Origin of the sequence: Enterovibrio norvegicus FF-33 (genome assembly GCF_000286835.2) — a bacterium.
Classification (GTDB): domain Bacteria; phylum Pseudomonadota; class Gammaproteobacteria; order Enterobacterales; family Vibrionaceae; genus Enterovibrio; species Enterovibrio norvegicus_A.
The window spans coordinates 2693020-2712208 of the sequence record NZ_AJYD02000038.1 but is presented as its reverse complement, the minus strand read 5'-3'; the positions used below and the strand labels follow the sequence as shown (position 1 = coordinate 2712208).

The window sequence follows — 19189 nt, the reverse complement described above, 5'->3', positions numbered from 1 at the left end:
CCCCCCAGCCAGTTCGGTATAAAACTTATAGCGGCTACCCGCAATGGCGGCTGCTTGGTCTAAATCTTCGGCGGTAAACAATAACTCCTCTTGTGTGGCGGTATCGGCTTTTGCAATGTAGATGTCGTTCGTCGACATGAGGTCGAGTTGGCCGTTTTTGTCATAGTCCGTCAAAATAAAGTCGTGCGCTGCATACAGCGCTTGGCTGCCAAATTCAGCGTCAGACACCTTATGAACCGTGGTGGAGTAATTGCGTTTACCTGCGCTGTTACCCACAAGTGTGGACTCAACACGGTAGATGTCGCCATCAAGCGTGACATCGATGGGCGTGACCACGTCATCATGCAACAATACCCACGTGCCAGGGCGTAAATAACATTCTCCTTGGGCATTGCACCATTGCTTGTAGCGATAGCCTCCCGCCAGCATAGCAGCGGAAGAGCCATCTAAGGTGTGAACGTTTACCGTTTTCTGGTTGTATTCGGCGGCTTTGCTTTTAAAAAAGCCTTCTTGAATGGCGTATTTTTCGGCGCGTTCTAAATAGGTATTCGCGAGCTGAATTGCCTGAGTAAGCAGTTGGCGAATTTCATCGCGGAAACTGGCACTGGTGAATACTTCATCGGCATAGTTTTTCGGGCTGCGAACGGCTGACATATAGCCATTGGGGTTATAAACATATTCCAACACCAATCGGTCATCGGGGTTTTCTGTTTTGCTTAAATTGTTCGCACCTGCAAGCCGCGAGGTATCAATGCCGTTTGGACGCACTTCTCGGTTAACACGTTCGTAATCGTCATAAAAGTAGTGCGAACTGAATTTTTCGCCATTGGTTTGCTTCGCAACCTCTTCGAGCAAGCCATTGCCGTTGTAGTAATAGTCTGTGCGTAGTTCATTTCCGATAACCGCTGCCAATGTGCCTGGCTTGCCTCGGGTGTCATACACCCACTTCATTGTGCCGCCCGTGTTATATTGCTCCGCCGTTTTTCGTCCCAATGCATCATAGGCGAGGGTGGTTTTTACGCCATTCGCGTCTTTCTTGACTTTCAATTCACCCAAAGCGTTGTAGGTGTATTCCCAATAGCCCATATCGGGGTCATCAAGGCTGCTACGGTGACCCAGTGAGTCATAGCCAATCTTAGTGACATTACCTGAAGAATCTGTGGTCTCTTTGAGCTTGCCATCTGGGTAGTAAGCATACGTTTGGAAAGCACTGTCTGGTTCGTCTTTACGAAGAATATGCCCCAGCACGTTTTGGGTGGTGCTGTGGTTGAAACCACGCGCATCAGTCAGCGAGGTAACAAACCCTGTATAGGCGGTTTTGAATCTGGCTCTGCCGCCCTTTGCTGCTGGTTCGTCTTTGTGTGTTTCGCGGTGCAGTTCGTCGTATTGGAAATTGACAACAGAAATAGCCGTATCATTGAGGAACCTTGGGCGCGTTGCTGACACTTTGCGGCCACTTCTGTCCCAATTGTTGTCTCTAACGATCCACTCGCCATTAAAACCTTGATGAAGACTACGAATTTCATGACCTGCATAGTCAAAGTGGGTGATGACAGTGCCACGATTAGCCGCGCTGGTTTGTGCGCAGGATGCCGTTCTAGGCGTTGCAGCGAAGCACGCAGTATCAAGCTTGTAGTTGTGGCTGATTGTGTTATTTGAACCAGGTCGGGTCTCGCTGGTTAAGCGTTGGAAGGCATCATAGTTGTAGCTAACGGTTCGGCCAGCGAGAGGACTTTTGGATTGCTTCAATAGCCCGTTATTGTCGTAAGTAAAGGTAGTGGTGTGACCCTTGGCGTTGGTTTGTGTTTTCGGAAACAGGCTATTGGCGTCATAAGTCGATGTGGAAATACGTGCATGGTCAATATTAGAACCTGTCAATTTGGTTTCGATCACATTGCCATACGCGTCGTACTTAAATGCGTTAGTCAGATATTTAGCGGAAGAGATTGAGCTTGATGTTCCGTATTCCGATGCACGCGTTGTGTTCGCTTGAAGTAGACCCTTGCCATCGTAGTTAAAGCTATTTTCTACTGTGCGAATTAAATTGCTATCTTCGTCAGCGATGGTTGTTGTTGAAACGTTGAGTGCGCCAATTTTCCAGAAGTTCTCTGCAGCTTCTGTTACCAATTGTGTGCGAGTCGATTTGGTTGTTGCAAATTCTGATTGCCCATCACCATCATAATCACTGTATGCATAACTGCCGCAAGACGCTGGAGAGGCGGCATTAAACGCTGATGCTGTAATGCCGGTCAATGCACCACTAATGGTGGTTAGACCGTCTAAGTCAGTAGAGGAACCTGTGGTGCTGTAAAGGTAGTAACTGTTGTAGCGTTGCAAAACAATGGGGGTGTCGATTTCACCGTGGATGAGAACAATATGATCATTGGGTTTGAAGTAGATCTTTCCGTCACTGCCGCAATAGCGGCCTAGGCCTGCTTTAAAGCTTGCTAGGGTCGATTCAAAATTGTCGATGTTCTGGATAGAGGTAATGTCGTATATCTGATGATCACTGTTAACGCCGCTAGAGAGGTATTGGTTAATGGTGTTGGTCGTGAAATGTCCGCCTTTAGCTATGCCACTGGTGATGTCGGTTGCTTCATTGACGACATTGCCGAAATGATCAAGGGTTCGTGTGGTTAATTCTTTGCGCTTAACAGCTTGGGTGGCTAAGTCATAGGCGATATTGGTGATGCTATTGGCATAGATTTGGTAATACTGCCCACCATAGCCTTGGCGTGCGACCTTTTTGTAGTTAAAAGTCTGTTCACCCACCTTTTTGCCATTTCGGGTTTCAATAATGGAAAGGGGTTTACCCGCTATAATGCCGTCATTGACTTCATACGTGGTGCTGATGACGGTTTTGATCGCCGCATTTTCAGTACGGGTTATTTTTTGAAAACCCAAAAATCCATAGCCTTTAGCGTGTGAACGCGCACCTTCATAGAAATAGCTGTAGCTGGTTGGTGAGTAGCCTTTGGGGGCTTTGCTGTAATTTGAAACTAGGAAACGGCGAGGGGTGGTGTTGAGGTAAGGGTAGGCGAAATGATGGATCTGTTTATGAACGCTGGCATCTGTGGCGAATTTGTAGTTAATAGTGTAATCGACGCCAGATTCTTGAATCTTGTAAATCTTGTCTTGGATTCCACCTGATGAGATATGTTGAATGGCATTTGGTGTAACAGCGCCAGTTTGATAGTTTGAGCTTTCACGAAATGCAGACGTGATAACCGTATCTGCCCATCCATCACCATTTATGTCAGGAAAATTAACGCTGTAATTCTTATGGCGAGAATTTATATTATCAAGTGGTATGGTTTTAACTATATTAGAGGCGTCAATTGAACCGAAATTGTTTTTATAGAAATTTCCATCTTTAAAGTATTCTGGGTAGCCATCATTGTTAATATCGACAAAATCTAGTTCGCCAGTTTCAAATATGGCATTGTTATGTATGGATAGAGTTTGTGTGTGTAAAAACCCCTTGCCGTTATTGAGGTAAATTCTAAGCTGGTTTGGGTATGGGTTATAGCTTACTACGTCGGGTAGTCCGTCGTTATTAATATCCACCACGTTAATATTTACGTCGTAACCCAGTCCAACCGGGGATGCAACTTCAAGCTTGACATCGTTACCTGCGCCTGATAGTTGGTACACGAAAGCATTTGGAGCACGTTTGTATGCGTAGTCATCAATGCCGTCATTGTTTAAATCAATAGTGAAACTTGGTTTTATAAATGATTGCTTGATCGTTTCTTTGCCATCACCGTTGAAATCTCCAGCTACGTTATTTTTACAATATGCAGATAGGACTCCATCTGATGATGGCGAGTAGTTGCCTTCGACGCAAAGATCTTTTGGTGTGGCTACTGCCGATAGGTGCATTTCACCTTCTTCTTGACAGTGCTGTCTACCCGTTGTTTCCCATTTTTGGATACTTAAAGATGGAGAATCGATTGAACCTATAAGGGTGAAACTATCATCATTGTTTTCTGTCGTGTGGCCACTTGGGTGTTTTACTGTATTGAGATGACTAGGGCCAATGTCATCGCCGCATGTTTCTAACCCTTTCGTCCTTTTAACAATACCGTAGCTAGAGAGCTTTCCATCTCTGTCGGAATCAATATATCTAGGTTGGATGAGGTCGGACGTAGTCTGCGTATAAGAAGCAGTTTTTTGAAACCTCCAATTGAAATCAATTGGTGTTGAACAGCTTTCATTCGTACAATAGTTGAGGCCATTAATAAGGCTACGGCTTGTCCCAGAAGAATATATGTAACTTGGTGAGTAAATACCAATAACTGTGTTGGCACTATCTCTAGTTGTGATGCTTGTCAGTCTTTCATTCCGGATAAGACTACTGCCATTTAGATACGATGTTGTCACGTCGCTTCTTGAGCCATAACCAAATAATATTTCTCCGCCAATGTAATCAATAGAAACGATTTTATGGCTACCAATAGTTTGATTCTCAGCGTAGTAAAAGCTAATGCTGTTATTACCAGTAACATCGGTAATTTTATTCAGCGCCCACTTATAAACATGAGCTTGGCCGGGTAGCTCTGCGCGTGAGTCGCCAGTAACACCATATTCATAAACTGAACCATCTTTGGTCCAAACCTTAAAGTAAGCAGGGCCACTTCCGGCAGTGCCAAATGAAATAATCTTTGAGTAGCCATTTTCTTTCAGGCGATACTCAGTGGTATGACCACCATCTTTTCCTGTAATCGCAATCAGTCTTTTGCCATCAAGGCAGTATCTGTCATCTGTATTGAACTGCACGCCACCCCATCGGCCATCAGTGGCTAGATTTTTCCCGCATCGCGTTATGGCTGACAAACCACCGATTGACCAACCCATGCCCAAGTTTCCGTTGGGGGAATCACTGCGATATTCGAGAGATAGCGATGGTTGATGTCCAGCACGGCCTGGCGATACTGAAATAGGGAGAGAGTAGGTTGCTTCGCCGCCCGAAACAGAAAAGTCTCCCGCTAAAACGGCGGTTTTCCCTGTGCTAGAGGTCAATGCATGCGATGAAATAGGAAAAGTGAAAGCTATCAGGGTACCTAAAAAAACAGCCACCCACTTTATTAATAATGTTGTATTTTTTGGTGCGCCAACGACAGACGAACAGATGTCCATATCTACTACCTGATTATTATTTTTGTGAGAGTGAATGTGCGGCTTTTATGAGGAACACTAGCCTTGCAATATCGGCTATTGCGTATTCGAGATTTTTTTGAGTTTTTGAAGTCGTGCTTTCAACTGAGAAAGCTCTTCAGGAACGTTCTGGGATGATCCAACATTGCTTTGTGCAAAAGTTTCCAAGTCGCCCTGCAAAATGGGAAGGCTTGGGGCTTCTGCATTAATCAAACCGTAAGTCAGCGTTTGCTGAAGCTGAATAACAGGTGTGGGGTACTCGGCATTGTCACTTAGCATGTTTTTGGCTGGCGTATCAGTTTTTAAATCCAGCATTGATGTTTGATTTTTTGCGTGGTTTTCCACAGAAACCAGGCCAACCTTGGAGAGTGGTTTTTGGGTGGGCATAGATACAAAGCCAATAACGCTAACTAAAACAGCAATACCAGTAGCAGTGAGTATGTGTGCTTTTTTCATGGCTACCTGAGCAACATTGATGAGTTTGGGGAGGGCGGTGATAAAAAACGCTACCGCCCTTCGTAGTTAAACGACTAATCGCAACATTAGATGAATTGAACTGGATGTTTTAGGGGAGGGACGAGGCAAATAGGCATATTTGAACAATCGAAACGAAATTTTCTAACTCTTTGCTTTTGATTTGATTCAATGAAGGTTGACTAAATATTTAGATAAATAGTGAGTACTTACACTTTCGTTGCAAAAAAAGTGACAGAAATGGTTTCATTTAGAATACTCTTAAAATTGTCCTATTTCTTTTAATACAAACATCTCAAAGTTGGAACCACCTATGACCTCCAATCTCGCTTTGTCTGACAACAAACCTTCGCTCGACATTTTGATGCGCGATTTGCAACAGCTAAGCCGTCGGCGCGGTCAGTCATTTTCTGATTGGGTCGGAGAATTGCTGAAAGTGGGGGCGAGCCATTTTAATGCCAGTCTCGGGGAGCTTTGCAGAGTCAGTGACCAAGAGATCCATGTTGTGGAACGCTTTTCGGCGGACACTGCCGGGAGTGCAGGGGGCTCTCCTCTCAACGTTTCTGATGTTATGCCGCTAGCGAATTCATTCAGTGGCGTTGCAGCCGGTATGCAAACACCGATACTTGCGCCCGATACTCACGCACATGAAAAACTGAGCGGCCATCCTTTTATTAAACATTTGCCTGGTGCTTACTGGGGCGTCGCTATTCATTTTGGTGGCGTGGTATGGGGAACCCTGAGTTTTAGTTCTGAAGCTTTGTGTGAAAGTCATGCGAATGACGAAAATGCCTTGCTGCTGATGGCGGGTTTGCTTGAACTTAAACTTGAAAATGATGAGTATCGCGAAGAATTGTTTGGCGCGCGCACGTCTTATCAATTGCTTAGTGAGCGTTTGAAAAACATTCAGCACATTGATTTGTTGACCGATTTACCTAATCGTGGCGCTTTGTTTGATTATCTTCACCGCGAAATTAACCAACTGATACGTCGAGACGGAGAAGGCGCGATCGCGCTGGTGGATATCGACTTCTTCCACATGTTCAATGAAAAACACGGCCATGAAGAGGGTGACCGCATACTCAAAGGCGTGGCAGACTCGCTCAGACAAGCCGTGCGTAACTACGATTATGTTGCGCGTTACAGCGGTGAACAATTTTTAGTGTGGTTTCCCGATACTTTACAATCGGAAGTGGTGAAAGTGTGTGAACGGATGGCAGCGCATGTTTCTCACTGCGAAGTCGAAGGAACGCCTGTCACCATTAGTGTCGGCTATTGTGCTTTTCGTAGTGATAGTGAAGAAAAAATCCCATTTTCTAGAGCACTTGATAAGCTAATCAATTTAGCGAATACCGCGTTAAATGAAGCAAAAGCCAAAGGACGAAATTGTGCCGTGTCTGCATCTAAACGTCCTATCACCATCACGTCGCTACCGATTTAAATACATTGTTTTGAATCCTGTCTCGATTATCGATAGAGGTATACAGACAGAAAATAATTGATTTGGTCGTTGATGTATTTGACCGTTATTTGGCGGTCGCTTGTTTCACCGCCTTGTGTGATGTCCCAAGGAATGAATTTGGTGTAACGCGGCAGCGATTTTCCCGACTGCACTGAAGAGGGGGATAGTGCGATCAAAAAGTCCACATTCTGCCCTTGATAAGCCTCTATTGTGCGTAAATGGTCATCCCGACATGCAATGTTGTATTGGCGAAGCGATTGACACGCTGAGGCGATGTTGCAAACCTCGCTAGTGAACGCACACAAGCCTTTGAAATAACTGTCAGCTTTGTGGTTCAAGATAGACTGAGCAACCAGTGAATATCCTTCTTCTCCATCACAAAGAAATAACACGCTGGGCTTGATTTTTTGCCCGTTTGGCTTCGGCGTCTCTGTGTCCTTTTCCAATACCGATAACCCCTCGTTTCTGCTGTTTGCTTTTTCGCTTTCCTTCGCGCATTGACCCATGTTTTTGTCTCTTTGGCTGTTCATCAATGGTGATCCCAGAACATGAGATTCACCCTCTACGTGCCTCCACTACTCGATAGCCACTGCAATGCGTGCGAGAAAAAACGTCGATGAGGTTACTCGTGTATAACCTAGACAAGCAATGTTTCACTCGGGTGACGTATTGATTTCATTAATGTTTCAGCGTGAAAGTGACACTGTCTGTAATCAAATGTTCACATTTTGTTAAGGTTACTGTCATAGGCGGCCTCTAACTTTTACATCAGTTTTGAAGCGAAAACGAAAGCAGTACAGGCTTTTCTGGCTGCTTAAATGAACAAACAATCGACTTGGAGGTTGATGTGAAACTTAAGACTCTGATTGCGGCATCGACAGTATGTCTGTCTACCTTTGCAGCGGGTAACGTTGCTGCTGCGTCACGTGACTACATTAGCATTGTTGGTTCATCAACAGTGTACCCATTTGCCACCGTTGTAGCGGAACGCTTCGGTCGCACGTCAGCATTTGCTGTACCGAAAATCGAATCAACAGGTTCAGGCGGTGGCTTGAAATTGTTCTGCTCAGGTGTAGGCGAAAACACACCGGATATCACTAACGCATCGCGCAAAATCAAAAGCTCAGAAGTTGAGTTGTGTGCGAAAAACGGCGTAAAAGATATCGTTGAAGTGAAAATCGGCTATGACGGCATCGCGTTTGCGAACTCTAAAAAATCTCAGCAGTTTGATATCACGTTGAAAGACCTTTTCACTGCGCTGGCGAAAGTGGTTCCTGATGCAAACGGTAATCTGATTGCCAATCCAAACAAAACCTGGAAAGACGTTAACGCCTCTCTTCCAGCAACCAAAATTGAAGTGCTAGGCCCGCCACCAACGTCGGGTACGCGTGATGCGTTCGTCGAGTTGGCGATGGAAGGCGGTTGTAAGCAATATCCAGAGCTGAAAGCGCTGAAAAAAGCAGACAAGAAAAAATACAAAGCGGTTTGTCACGGTATTCGTGAAGACGGCGCATTTATCGAAGCAGGCGAAAACGACAACCTGATTGTGCAGAAGCTGGCTGCAAATCCAAACGCGTTTGGTATCTTCGGCTATAGCTTCCTTGAGCAAAATGCAGACAAAGTGCAAGGCGCTAAAATCGGCGGCGTAGTGCCTACGTTCGACGCGATTGGTGACGGTTCTTACCCTGTTTCTCGCTCACTGTATTTCTACGTGAAGAAAGCGCACGCAGAAGTGATTCCGGGTCTGCAGCAGTACGTTGCCTCTTTCACGTCTGAAGATGCGATTGGCGATGAGGGCTACTTGACTGACCGTGGTTTGATTCCGCTGTCAGCGCGTGATTTAAAACTGGTTCGCAACAACGCAGTTGACCTCACACCGAATCTGTAACGCGTTACCCCTGAGGTGGTGTGCTGACAACAGCACGCCACCTTTGTTGTACAAGGGATTAAAGGAAAAGGGATGCAAACGTCTACATTGATGGTGATAGTGCTGGCGCTAACGTTGAGCGCGTACTTCCTTGCCAAAAAACGTTCCCGGGATATTGCTACCGTCGCTGGTGGCTTGAACAAACTTCACTCCCGGCCTAATTATTACGGCTCCTATGCGGCTATTTTAGCGGCAGTGCCGAGTGTACTTCTTCTTATCATCTGGCAGGCCTTTGAGCCGAGCACGGTGAAATCGCTGGTGATGGCGCAACTGCCACAGAGCGTACTTGATACCAATGAAAATACGCAGTTGTTGTTTGGCCAGATCGTGCATATTGCTAACGGTCTGCTTCAGACTGATGAGCCTGCTTTGCTAGCGGCCGCGGCCTACTATCATCACCTCGAGAGCATTGGGCGTACTCTTCGTTTCGTCGCCGTGGCTGCATTGTCACTGGTTGGCTTATCGTTCGGTTGGCGTACAGTCAGACCTAAGCTAAAAGCCCGTCATCACGTCGAAAAATGCCTTCAGTTTTTCCTCATGTTTTGTTCGACGCTGGCTATTCTCACCACGCTAGGTATTGTTCTTTCCGTGCTTTTTGAAGCGATTCGCTTCTTCCAAATTATCCCGATCACAGATTTTCTGTTCGGCAAGCAATGGTCCCCACAGATAGCCCTTCGTGCTGATCAACAAGGCGCAACAGGCGCATTTGGTGCTATTCCGCTGTTCACCGGCACTTTGATGATTTCGTTTATCGCCATGTGTATTGCTGCGCCAATTGGCCTAATGAGCGCGATTTATCTCGCTGAGTACGCTTCGCCTACCGTTCGTAATATCGTTAAACCTGTGTTGGAAGTGCTGGCAGGGATACCGACGGTGGTTTACGGCTTCTTTGCCGCTTTGACCGCCGCGCCATTTATTCGAGATCTCGCCCATGCGATTGGCTTTTCGGGGGCCTCTTCTGAGAGTGCGCTGGCAGCAGGCATGGTAATGGGTGTGATGATCATTCCGTTCGTTTCGTCGTTGTCAGACGACGTGATCACTGCGGTTCCTCAATCGCTGCGTGATGGCTCACTTGGCCTAGGCGCGACCCAGTCTGAAACCATCATCAATGTTGTTATTCCCGCCGCGCTTCCCGGTATTGTCGGCGGCTTGCTGCTGGCTGTATCACGCGCCATTGGCGAAACCATGATTGTGGTGATGGCGGCAGGTTTGTCGGCCAAGTTAACCGCTAATCCGTTGGATTCAGTCACCACGGTGACAGTGCAAATCGTGACCTTGTTGGTGGGCGATCAGGAATTCGATAGCCCAAAGACACTGGCTGCATTCGCCTTGGGCTTGACGCTGTTTGTTGTCACGCTGGCACTTAACTTTGTCGCCCTTCGAATCGTGAAGAAATATCGAGAGCAATATGACTGATAGATTATTAAAAATCGCAGAAACCAAGCGAGAAAAAGTGAAGGCAGGTGTGGGTCGTCGTCGCGCCAAAGAAAAGCGTTTTCGCTTCTATGGCGTTGCATCCATCTCCATGGCATTTGCGTTTTTGATTGTGTTGATGACCACCATTGTTTCTGATGGCTATACCGCGTTTTTCACCACTGAAATTAAACTGACGGTTGACTTGTCTGCGGATGAACTGGGACTGGTTGGTCAGGATATTAATAAACAGACCTTGATGAGTGCGAGTTTTCGTAAAGTCATCCGCAAAGCGATTTTGGACGATGTGCCTGTTAATGGTCGTCAGAACAAACGCCAGCTTTATAAATTCTTGTCGAACGGTGCGGAATACGATTTGCGTGACATGGTCATTGCCGATCCATCGCTGATTGGGAAAAGAATCGAGTACTGGGCGCAAGCGGGCGACAACTTCAATCAGTACAACAAAGGCAACATCACGGCAGCCATACCAGAAGATGGGCGACAGTTTAAAAATCTTCAAATCCAATGGTATGACGAACTGGTGAAAGAAGGGAATGTTCGCACTGTCTTCAACACCAACTTCTTCACCAATGGCGACAGCCGTGATGCAGAGTTAGCCGGTATTTGGGGGGCGACGGTTGGGTCGTTCTATACCTTGTTAATCACGCTGGCATTAAGTTTTCCGATTGGTATATCTGCCGCGATTTATCTTGAAGAATTTGCACCGCGTAATCGTGCAACGGAACTGATTGAAATTAACATCAATAACCTTGCTGCGGTGCCATCAATTGTGTTTGGCTTGCTCGGGTTGGCCGTGTTCTTGAATGTGGCAGATCTGCCTCGTTCTGCGCCTGTTGTGGGTGGTCTGGTGCTAACGCTAATGACCTTGCCAACCATTATAATTTCTAGCCGAGCGGCAATTAAAGCCGTCCCGCCATCCGTGCGAGATGCTGCGTTAGGTGTGGGCGCTTCAAAAATGCAGATGGTGATCCACCATGTGCTGCCATTGGCGATGCCGGGCATGCTCACTGGCACCATTATTGGCATGGCACAAGCGTTGGGCGAAACCGCGCCGCTGCTCATGATTGGTATGGTCGCTTTCATTGTTGATGTCCCATCAGGGCCGTTAGATGCAGCAACCGCACTTCCAGTACAAATTTATCTCTGGGCAGAAAACCCGGAAAAAGGCTTTGTCGAGAACACCTCAGGGGCAATCATGGTGCTGCTGGCCTTCTTGGCATTTATGAATGCATGTGCCGTTATCATGCGCAAACGCTTAGAGCGCAGATGGTAGGAGTAGGGAAATGACAACCATAATTACAAACTCAGCTGATTTTTCTTCGAGTAAAAACATGCGCGCTGCAGAGCACACGGCAGCCCCGAAAGAGACCTGCGGCATACCCTTTGTCGATGCCCCGCGTATGACGGCGCGCAATGTTGGCGTGAGCTACGAGAGTGGCGCTAAATCGGCTATCCGCAATATCAACCTCGATATTGGCGAGAAACAAGTGTTGGCGATGATCGGCCCTTCAGGTTGCGGTAAGTCGACGTTTTTACGCTGTTTAAACCGTATGAACGACACGGTTTTTGGTTGCGATGTCACGGGAGAAATCTTGTTGGATGGCCACGACATCTATGCCAAGGAGCAAGAAATCGTCGAGCTCCGTTCACAAGTCGGCATGGTATTCCAGCGTGCAAATCCGTTCCCTAAATCTATTTATGACAACGTGGCATATGGACCACGTATTCATGGTTTGGTGGACAGCAAAGACGAGCTTGATGAAGTGGTGGAGCAATCTTTGCGTCGCGCAGGTCTTTGGGAAGAAGTGAAATCACGTTTAGGGCAGCCTGCAACGGGTTTGTCTGGTGGGCAGCAACAGCGCTTGTGTATCGCACGTACTATTTCGATTGCACCAGAAGTGATCTTGATGGATGAGCCGTGTTCGGCGCTTGACCCGATTGCGACTGGAATCATCGAAGATCTTATCGAAGAGCTCAAAGAGAACTTCAGCATCGTGATTGTCACGCACTCCATGTCTCAGGCTCGACGTGTTTCCGATCGCACGGCGTATTTTCATTTAGGCGATCTGGTTGAAGTGAATGAAACCGTCAACGTGTTTGAGCAACCCGAGCATACACTGACGCGCGATTACATTGGTGGGCGTTTCGGGTAAAACCCAAGTGTTTGGTTTCAGTCAATTAAGATAATGTTATCAAGGCGAACTCAACGTTCGCCTTTTTCGGCAGTGATCTGGTGTTCATTTGCACGAACTGTTTAAAGCCTGTCCAAACGAGCGAATTAGAGTAAATTCGCGCTTTACAAGGTCACGATAGCTTTGTAATATTCGCGGCAACAACGGAGAGATGGCTGAGTGGTTTAAAGCACCGGTCTTGAAAACCGGCGAGGGTTTATAGCCCTCCTAGGGTTCAAATCCCTATTTCTCCGCCAAATTAGATTAAGCCCGCTCAGTGAGCGGGCTTTTTCGTTTCTGGAATAAGCATTTGGAAATAGGGGGGCAGAATCCTAGGCTAGGGTTTAGCCGAGCGAAGCGACCGAGTAAATCCCTATTTCTCCGCCAAATTAAATTAAGCCCGCCCGCTCGTGAATGAAGAGCGGGTGGGCTTTTTCGTTATTGTCTTTTGCGTAAAAATGACGTGATGACTGTCTGGTTTACTCTGACTGGGCGATGGGCTGCGTGCTCATTGGTACTTTTGTTGGGGCATATCCCAGCAATTTGTTATAGGCACGTTTGGGTAGCACCATCATGACCAAGGGCACGAGATACAGCACGGTAAAGAAAGAGGTGGTCATGCAGAACACGATAACCACAGCAATGTTGTATTTCGCGACTGCGCCAAAGTTAAACTGAAACACCAAGGGCAACACCCCGAGGATAAGCGAGAACGAGGTCATAAACACTGCATTAAAACGCTGCGAACACCCTTCGATAATCGCGGTTTTGAGCATTGTGGGGTCGGCATACTGGCGGGCAATTCGAATCACTTCATACACCATGATCACCGCTTGTTTTGACGACAGACCGACCGCAGTTAGAATCGACAATCGGGTATAAATGTTATCTGACAAGCCAAATAAATCGAGGGCGATATATCCCGAGAAGTAAGTGACAGGCACGGTCGATAGCACGATGATGAGCGGCGCGACAACAGAATCAAACAGCACTGTCAGCAGCAAGAAGATCAGAAGCAACGAGAATACCGTAATGTTGATGTGTTCGGTGACCGACGAAGAGATCGAACGGCTAGAACCAATGAACGTGATGTTGTGCTCCGCAATGCCTTTTGAGATCAGAATGTCTTTCAGCGCGTGTATCGCATCGTATTTGTTCACACCAGACAGCGTAATCCCCCGAATTTGCACGCTCGGCAGGCCGTTGGTTTTGTTGATATTCAATGGCTCGAAAGACGGCTCGACGTGCTGAACAGCACTCTTCATGATTTTCCGTGATCCATCGTCATACAGAGCATAGTCATCGATGACCGTGGTGTTTTGTGTGTTGCTAATGCGTTGCTCGGACGGTGAAACGCCAAGGTACACTTTGACATTGTCGTTTGCATGGGGCGTTTTCCCGATGTAATTCGGTTGAGAAAAAGCCGCGATCAGCGAGGCAAAATAGCGGCGTTCCGCACTGCCATACGTCGTGGTGTCGACTAACGTGTCGATATTGAATTGATTCGACACGTATTTCGCATCATGCACCAAAAACTCAAACATCCCCGAGGCGCGCGCTTCTCGCAGTGCGGCTTCTACTTTTTCCAGCACTTCCTCGGTGTCGCTTCCCATGATCGCCATGTCGATAGGGAAGGTGGACGCGCCGGGAATATCCGTCGGTAAAATCACAAAAGAACGGCTCAAGGTTTCTTGTGCCAGCATCGACGCTAACCGCTCAGATTGTTTCACCAATAGGTTATTTTTCTGTGGGTTATCGACGAACTGCTGCGTGGTATGTTGAATAGATTGCGTGATGTGTTGCCACCATCCTGTGTGTGGGGTGTTTTCTTGGTTTTCGCTCCCGTTTTCATTGCCAAATTCAGGTGCTTTCAGGCGCACATAATGGGTGATCATGTTGCTGTCTGGCAGGCCGGTAACGTAGTTGGTGGAATCGACCCAAGGCAGGGCAAGAATACGTTGCGTTAAGGTGCTGGCTTGCTGTTGAACATCTGCCGATGTGGCATTCGGGCTCACTTCACTCAGTACCAACAGTAATCGCTTGTCTTCTGGCGGTGCGACTTCGCTGTCGCTGTTTTGCCATGAAAAGAAACCCGCGACGAGCACACCCATGATCGCCAAGGCAGTAAAGGCACGAATGACACGGCTTTCCGCGAAATAGCACAGCGATTGGTGGTAGGCACGCAGCGCTGGGTTTTGATAGGGCGTTGTCTTCGAGCTTGAAGCGTTGGCATCTGAGCCCTGCGAGTGTGAGTGCAAGTTGTTACGTTGTGTTGGCAATAGCTTGGGGGTGATAAGCACAGACACAAACAAAGAACACAACAGGGCAATGGAAATGGCGATGCCAAACTCCTTGCTCACCACGCTGTAATCTGCGCTTGAGAAAATATACGGTAAATACACCACCACCAGTGTTAGCGTAATCGCGACCAACACCATCAAAATGGCGCGTAATCGCATCAGTTGGTTGCCACTTTGGGTTAATCCTGGTTGAACGAGCTGGTTGTGCCCATTTAAGTAATCTGTCACCACAATGGAGTCATCGACCACCAGACCAATGGCGATGATTAAGGCCGTTATCGTGATCAGGTTGATGGAATCGAGCGACACTGAATAAAAAGCAAAAGCCAACAGCAAAGAAAGGGGGATAGAAAGTGAAATCGCGAAGGCAGAGGCAAGAGAGCGTGTGGTGAAATACACAATTAAACAGGTGACTGCGATGGAAAGCAAAATCGACAATATCGTTTCTTTGATGGATCCATACAGCATGACGGTGCTGTCCATGATTTCCTGCGCGTGAATATCAGGTTCTCCGACCAAGAAATCAGAGATCATCACTTTCACCTCGGTCGAAACCGACAGTGGGTTGGCGCGGCCATCGAAGGTCGCCAGCATTACCACCCCATCTTTGTCATTGAACTTGGCTTTCACGCGGGTGTATTCGTTGGCTACGCGAAACGTTGCGATATCAGACAGGCTGTGAACGCCTTGCGTGCCATCATCTTCAAGGCGCAATGTCGCCATTTTCTGAATGCCGTTGTCGACCGACTTATGGTGATAAATCTCATAGTTTTCACCGTCCACCAAGTAGCTGGCGGGTTGAGAAAAAGCTGATTGCACCGAGTCATACACTTGGTTGAGCGCAAGCCCTGCGGCGTTTAGGCGGTCTTGATCGACATCGATATAAATTGCATCGCTAGGGCCATATAGCGCCACAGATTGAATGCCGGGTAAGCTGCGCAGAATTGGCGTGACTTCGCTTTCCAGCAACCGGCTGATGAGAGAATCAGATCGTGCATTCGACGTGAACACGTACCCCAAGTCTGGTGCAAAGTCGCCTTTGTCTAAGCCTGATGTCAGCTCATCAAGGTTATTTTGCACCATAGGGCGATTGGTGAGCTGGTTACTGATATCACGCGCCACCGCATCAATGTCGACGCTTTTGTCGAACTTACCGGTCACGCGAAGTGAGTTATTACCCACCGTCAGGCGGGTATATTCCAATCCATCTTGCTCCGCGAAAATGTCTTCAATATCGCTAGCAACGTGCGTCGCAATGTACTTGGCAGGCTTATCGTAAAATTGGGCGGAAACAAAAATCGTGCTGCTGCGCGAATAAGGGAATGAGGTCAGTGTCACGAACTTGAGGGCTGCCAAGCCGCAGAGGGTAATGAGCAACATCAAAATAATGTAACCCATACGCGATTCGAAGTAGCGACCGAGCAGTGACGACCCGTTAATTGCGCTTTTCATCGTACCATCCCCACTAATTGTTGTGTGGTGTCCGAAGCCGGCTCAACAGGTGCTGGGTTATTGGTTCGGGGGCGTTTTACGCGAACCAATTCGTTATCCAGCAATTTGAATGAACCCGCCGTGACAATGACATCGCCTGGCGTCACACCGCTTTCAAGTGCGAGCACGCCATCGTCATACCAGCTCACTTGCACATACTGCTTCTTCACGCGACGCCCATCGAGTTTGAACACGTAGAACCCTTTGTAATCCAAGTGTACATACTTGTTTTCAAGGAACATGCCTTGGTCAGCCTGTTGAAGCGGCAAGTTAGATGTGCAGCGTTCGAAGAGGGAATGGTTAACCAAGTCTGCAGGTTGGCCTGTGCTTTCCATCATCACATCATCCGGGCTGAGTGTGCCGTAAAGCTTAACGAACTCGCCGTTGTCTTCGGGCTCGTGACGGCTGTATTGCGCCGTGGCAATCACATCGCCGTTATCGACAGAGCGCAACGCGATTTTGTCTCTCAACGCGATAGACGAGAAGATGTGGAGCGGTATTTTGGACGTGAATTCGAAGGTTTGATTTCCATAAAACGTGAGCACCGAAACACCCGGATTTACGCGGTCATATTGTTTAACGGTAGGTGTTTCGAATACGCCATCTTCCGGTGCGTAGAATTTGAAAGATTCGAATAACGCACGTTGATACGCCACTTCTGCCCGCAAGTTATCGACTTTCAACTGCAGTTCATCGATTTCCTGTTTCGAGTTTTTGACGCGCAGTGAGCGGTAGCGTTGCAGGTTCAGTGCATTCAAACGTAAGTTGTTTTGTGCCACTTGATAGTGATAGCGCACGGATTCGTTTTCGATTTCGAGCAATAACTCGCCCTTCTTCACCTGATGACCGCCTTTACGGACATAAACCACTTCGCCGTCCACCTTGGGGGCGAGATGGTAAATGTTCTGTGGCGTGATCATGCAAGCCGACTGATAGACCTTGTTGCGACGTTCTGTCTGCATCAACAGGCTTTCAACCGTTTTCATTTGAAGGCCCGCCGGAATATCGTTATCCGACGTTGTTTTCTTTACGCCTGCGAAGGAGAAAAGTGAAGCACTCAGTGCCACAGCGAAAATCGGGATAAGAAGCGCGAGTTTATTGTTCATAATGTTTCTGCTAACTGTCTTGGTTGAACATGGGTCAATGAGTCAGGTAACTGCCATTGTGCGAGGTCGCCTTGTTGCAAGCCCTGCTTCAGGCGCTGCTTGTTGTGCTTGCCGTTATCGTTAATTGGAATGTCAGTTAAGCGCTCTACATGCTTTGGCAGGTGAGACGAGAGGGCACAGGTTTTCAATCGGCGTTCGCGAATCATGCCTTCGGTCATGCGTTCGCCTATCTCTTCCACGATGAAAGCGGTGATTTCCAAGGTGTCAGGGTTGACCAAAATGCAGGCGTCGCGAACCTCAGGTTGAGATTTCAACCACTGTTCGTGCTCCTTGCAGGAATACTTCAAGCCATCAATTTTGAACACTTCGTCTTTGCGACCACTGAGGTAGAGATACCCTTCGCTGTCCATGCGGCCAAAATCACCCGTTGCGAGTTTTTTCTGGCGGTCATTTTCATCAAAGAAAAGTGCTTTTCTGGTTGCTTCTGGGTTATCTAAATACTCGGTCATCACATGTGGGCCAGACACCACGATTTGTCCTTCTGTGCCCGCAGGAACCGGCTGGTTGTTCTCATCCAAGATTTCGATGCGCGTGCCCGGAATCGCGATCCCCACACTGTCAGGTTTCTTGGCGTACTCGTCAGGGTGAAGCCATGTGGTGCGCTTGCACTCGGTTAACCCGTACATGGAGAAGAAACGACAGTGAGGAAAAATGTTCTGCATGTATTCCACTTCGCCACGGTGAATCGCTTCGCCTGTGTTGGTGATCGTGGTGACAGACTCAAGCGCCTTGGCCGCACCAAACTGCTTAATCAAACGCGCCATCGACGGCACGATAGGGAAGTGGGTTGCGTTGATTTTCTGCACTTCCATCAAGTTCTTCTGCGGGATCATAAAAGAGTGGGTTAGGAAGGTTTGGCAGCCCGTGAACAGGGGGAACAAGATTTGATAGAAGCCATAATCGAAGTTCAGCGGCAGCGCGTTGTAAATCACGTCATCGGCATCAATTTCCAAGTACTCGATAATGGATTGCGCGGCAAACAGGACATTCGAATGGCTCAGTGCTACGCCTTTTGAACGGCCCGTTGAACCCGAGGTAAAGAACACCAAGCCGATGTCACTGGCGACGGGCTTGCGGCTGCGCTGCTGGGTCGCGACGGCTGTATCACACACGCCTGTTGCGCGGTCATTGCGAAGCCAGCCCGGTGCGCCAAACGCATGACGCTGTTCGGTGTTGCTAGTATCAGCGTTGCTATTATCAGCGTTGCTATTAACGGTGCAGCCTAGCTCGCGGTAATAGCTCAATTGGTACATGGCTTTGCTGGCATGCTCTGGGGCAATCAGCAAAATATCCGCTTCAAACTGATCGATGATGGCTTGGTTCTTGGTTTGGTCAGCACGGGCATCAATGGTGGCAAATAGCACCCCAAGTTTGCTCGCGGCGAGCAGCAGCGGCAGCGTGTTCATGCCACGGCCTGCGATATACAACAAACGGTCGCCAAGGCCGAGACCTTCTTGTGTTAAGGCTTCTGCATGGCGGTTGGTTTTGTCCAGCAGGTCTGAGAACGTCCAATCGTTCTTCGCATCACGCAGACATACCTTGGTTGGGTGTTGCTGTTGAATGTGTAGCAACTGGTCATAAAGTGTCGTTTTCATAGGGGAATA

11 protein-coding genes and 1 tRNA gene are annotated in these 19189 nt (G+C 47.8%); 6 read left to right on the top strand and 6 right to left on the bottom strand.

The genetic code is table 11. From position 1 onward, the window contains the following. Together A1OO_RS20035 and A1OO_RS20030 are read right to left on the bottom strand one after the other, a co-directional pair. Positions 1-5139: FG-GAP-like repeat-containing protein (locus A1OO_RS20035; RefSeq protein ID WP_017004223.1), on the bottom strand; the 5139-nt coding region annotated here is incomplete at its 3' end. Positions 5140-5214: 75 nt separating this feature from the next. Then, positions 5215-5613, bottom strand: a complete 399-nt coding sequence (locus A1OO_RS20030) for a hypothetical protein (protein ID WP_017004222.1) — start codon at positions 5611-5613, stop codon at positions 5215-5217. Positions 5614-5944: 331 nt separating this feature from the next. Between A1OO_RS20030 and A1OO_RS20025 the strand changes: the two genes are divergently transcribed. Further along, the gene (locus A1OO_RS20025; RefSeq protein WP_017004221.1) at positions 5945-7072 is read left to right on the top strand and encodes a sensor domain-containing diguanylate cyclase; all 1128 of its coding nucleotides are present in this window, start codon (positions 5945-5947) and stop codon (positions 7070-7072) included. A 26-nt stretch (positions 7073-7098) separates the two neighbouring features. On the opposite strand, the gene A1OO_RS20020 is transcribed toward A1OO_RS20025, so the two are convergent. Continuing rightward, a complete protein-coding gene (locus A1OO_RS20020) occupies positions 7099-7623 on the bottom strand; it encodes a hypothetical protein (protein WP_016961186.1) in 525 nt (174 codons plus the stop codon). Between the two features lie 317 nt (positions 7624-7940). Between A1OO_RS20020 and A1OO_RS20015 the strand changes: the two genes are divergently transcribed. The 5 genes from A1OO_RS20015 to A1OO_RS19995 all read left to right on the top strand — a co-directional run bounded on the left by A1OO_RS20015 (position 7941) and on the right by A1OO_RS19995 (position 12885). Next, positions 7941-8981 (top strand): substrate-binding domain-containing protein, encoded by a 1041-nt coding sequence (locus A1OO_RS20015; RefSeq protein ID WP_017004219.1) that lies wholly within the window; start codon positions 7941-7943, stop codon positions 8979-8981. A gap of 72 nt (positions 8982-9053) precedes the next feature. Further along, complete coding sequence (pstC, locus tag A1OO_RS20010; protein ID WP_017004218.1) at positions 9054-10436, top strand: phosphate ABC transporter permease subunit PstC; 1383 nt, start codon at positions 9054-9056, stop codon at positions 10434-10436. Next, positions 10429-11730 carry a phosphate ABC transporter permease PstA gene (pstA, locus tag A1OO_RS20005; protein WP_016961189.1) on the top strand — a complete coding sequence of 434 codons (1302 nt, stop codon included), beginning with the start codon at positions 10429-10431 and terminating at the stop codon, positions 11728-11730. The genes pstC and pstA overlap by 8 nt, the downstream gene beginning before the upstream one ends. A gap of 127 nt (positions 11731-11857) precedes the next feature. After that, on the top strand, positions 11858-12610 hold the full coding sequence (pstB, locus tag A1OO_RS20000; protein ID WP_277814493.1) for a phosphate ABC transporter ATP-binding protein PstB: 753 nt from the start codon (positions 11858-11860) through the stop codon (positions 12608-12610). A gap of 184 nt (positions 12611-12794) precedes the next feature. Then, positions 12795-12885: transfer RNA gene (locus A1OO_RS19995), tRNA-Ser, on the top strand. A 222-nt stretch (positions 12886-13107) separates the two neighbouring features. Here the strand turns inward: A1OO_RS19995 and A1OO_RS19990 are convergent. From A1OO_RS19990 to A1OO_RS19980, 3 genes are read right to left on the bottom strand one after another with little or no spacing between them, the layout of a single operon-like run. Further along, positions 13108-16380, bottom strand: a complete 3273-nt coding sequence (locus A1OO_RS19990; RefSeq protein ID WP_017004216.1) for an efflux RND transporter permease subunit — start codon at positions 16378-16380, stop codon at positions 13108-13110. Next, positions 16377-17525 carry an efflux RND transporter periplasmic adaptor subunit gene (locus A1OO_RS19985; protein ID WP_017004215.1) on the bottom strand — a complete coding sequence of 383 codons (1149 nt, stop codon included), beginning with the start codon at positions 17523-17525 and terminating at the stop codon, positions 16377-16379. Before A1OO_RS19985 ends, A1OO_RS19990 begins: the two co-directional genes overlap by 4 nt. Then, entirely contained in the window at positions 17522-19180 is a 1659-nt protein-coding gene (locus A1OO_RS19980; protein ID WP_016961193.1) for a class I adenylate-forming enzyme family protein, read from the bottom strand. Before A1OO_RS19980 ends, A1OO_RS19985 begins: the two co-directional genes overlap by 4 nt. Positions 19181-19189: the final 9 nt, after the last annotated feature.

Bases quoted from the DNA above. Each gene is read 5' to 3' on its own strand.
- A1OO_RS20030 (WP_017004222.1), bottom strand. From the start codon at position 5,613: ATGAAAAAAGCACACATACTCACTGCTACTGGTATTGCTGTTTTAGTT.
- A1OO_RS20025 (WP_017004221.1), top strand. From the start codon at position 5,945: ATGACCTCCAATCTCGCTTTGTCTGACAACAAACCTTCGCTCGACATT.
- A1OO_RS20020 (WP_016961186.1), bottom strand. From the start codon at position 7,623: ATGAACAGCCAAAGAGACAAAAACATGGGTCAATGCGCGAAGGAAAGC.
- pstC (WP_017004218.1), top strand. From the start codon at position 9,054: ATGCAAACGTCTACATTGATGGTGATAGTGCTGGCGCTAACGTTGAGC.
- pstA (WP_016961189.1), top strand. From the start codon at position 10,429: ATGACTGATAGATTATTAAAAATCGCAGAAACCAAGCGAGAAAAAGTG.
- pstB (WP_277814493.1), top strand. From the start codon at position 11,858: ATGACGGCGCGCAATGTTGGCGTGAGCTACGAGAGTGGCGCTAAATCG.
- A1OO_RS19990 (WP_017004216.1), bottom strand. From the start codon at position 16,380: ATGAAAAGCGCAATTAACGGGTCGTCACTGCTCGGTCGCTACTTCGAA.
- A1OO_RS19985 (WP_017004215.1), bottom strand. From the start codon at position 17,525: ATGAACAATAAACTCGCGCTTCTTATCCCGATTTTCGCTGTGGCACTG.
- A1OO_RS19980 (WP_016961193.1), bottom strand. From the start codon at position 19,180: ATGAAAACGACACTTTATGACCAGTTGCTACACATTCAACAGCAACAC.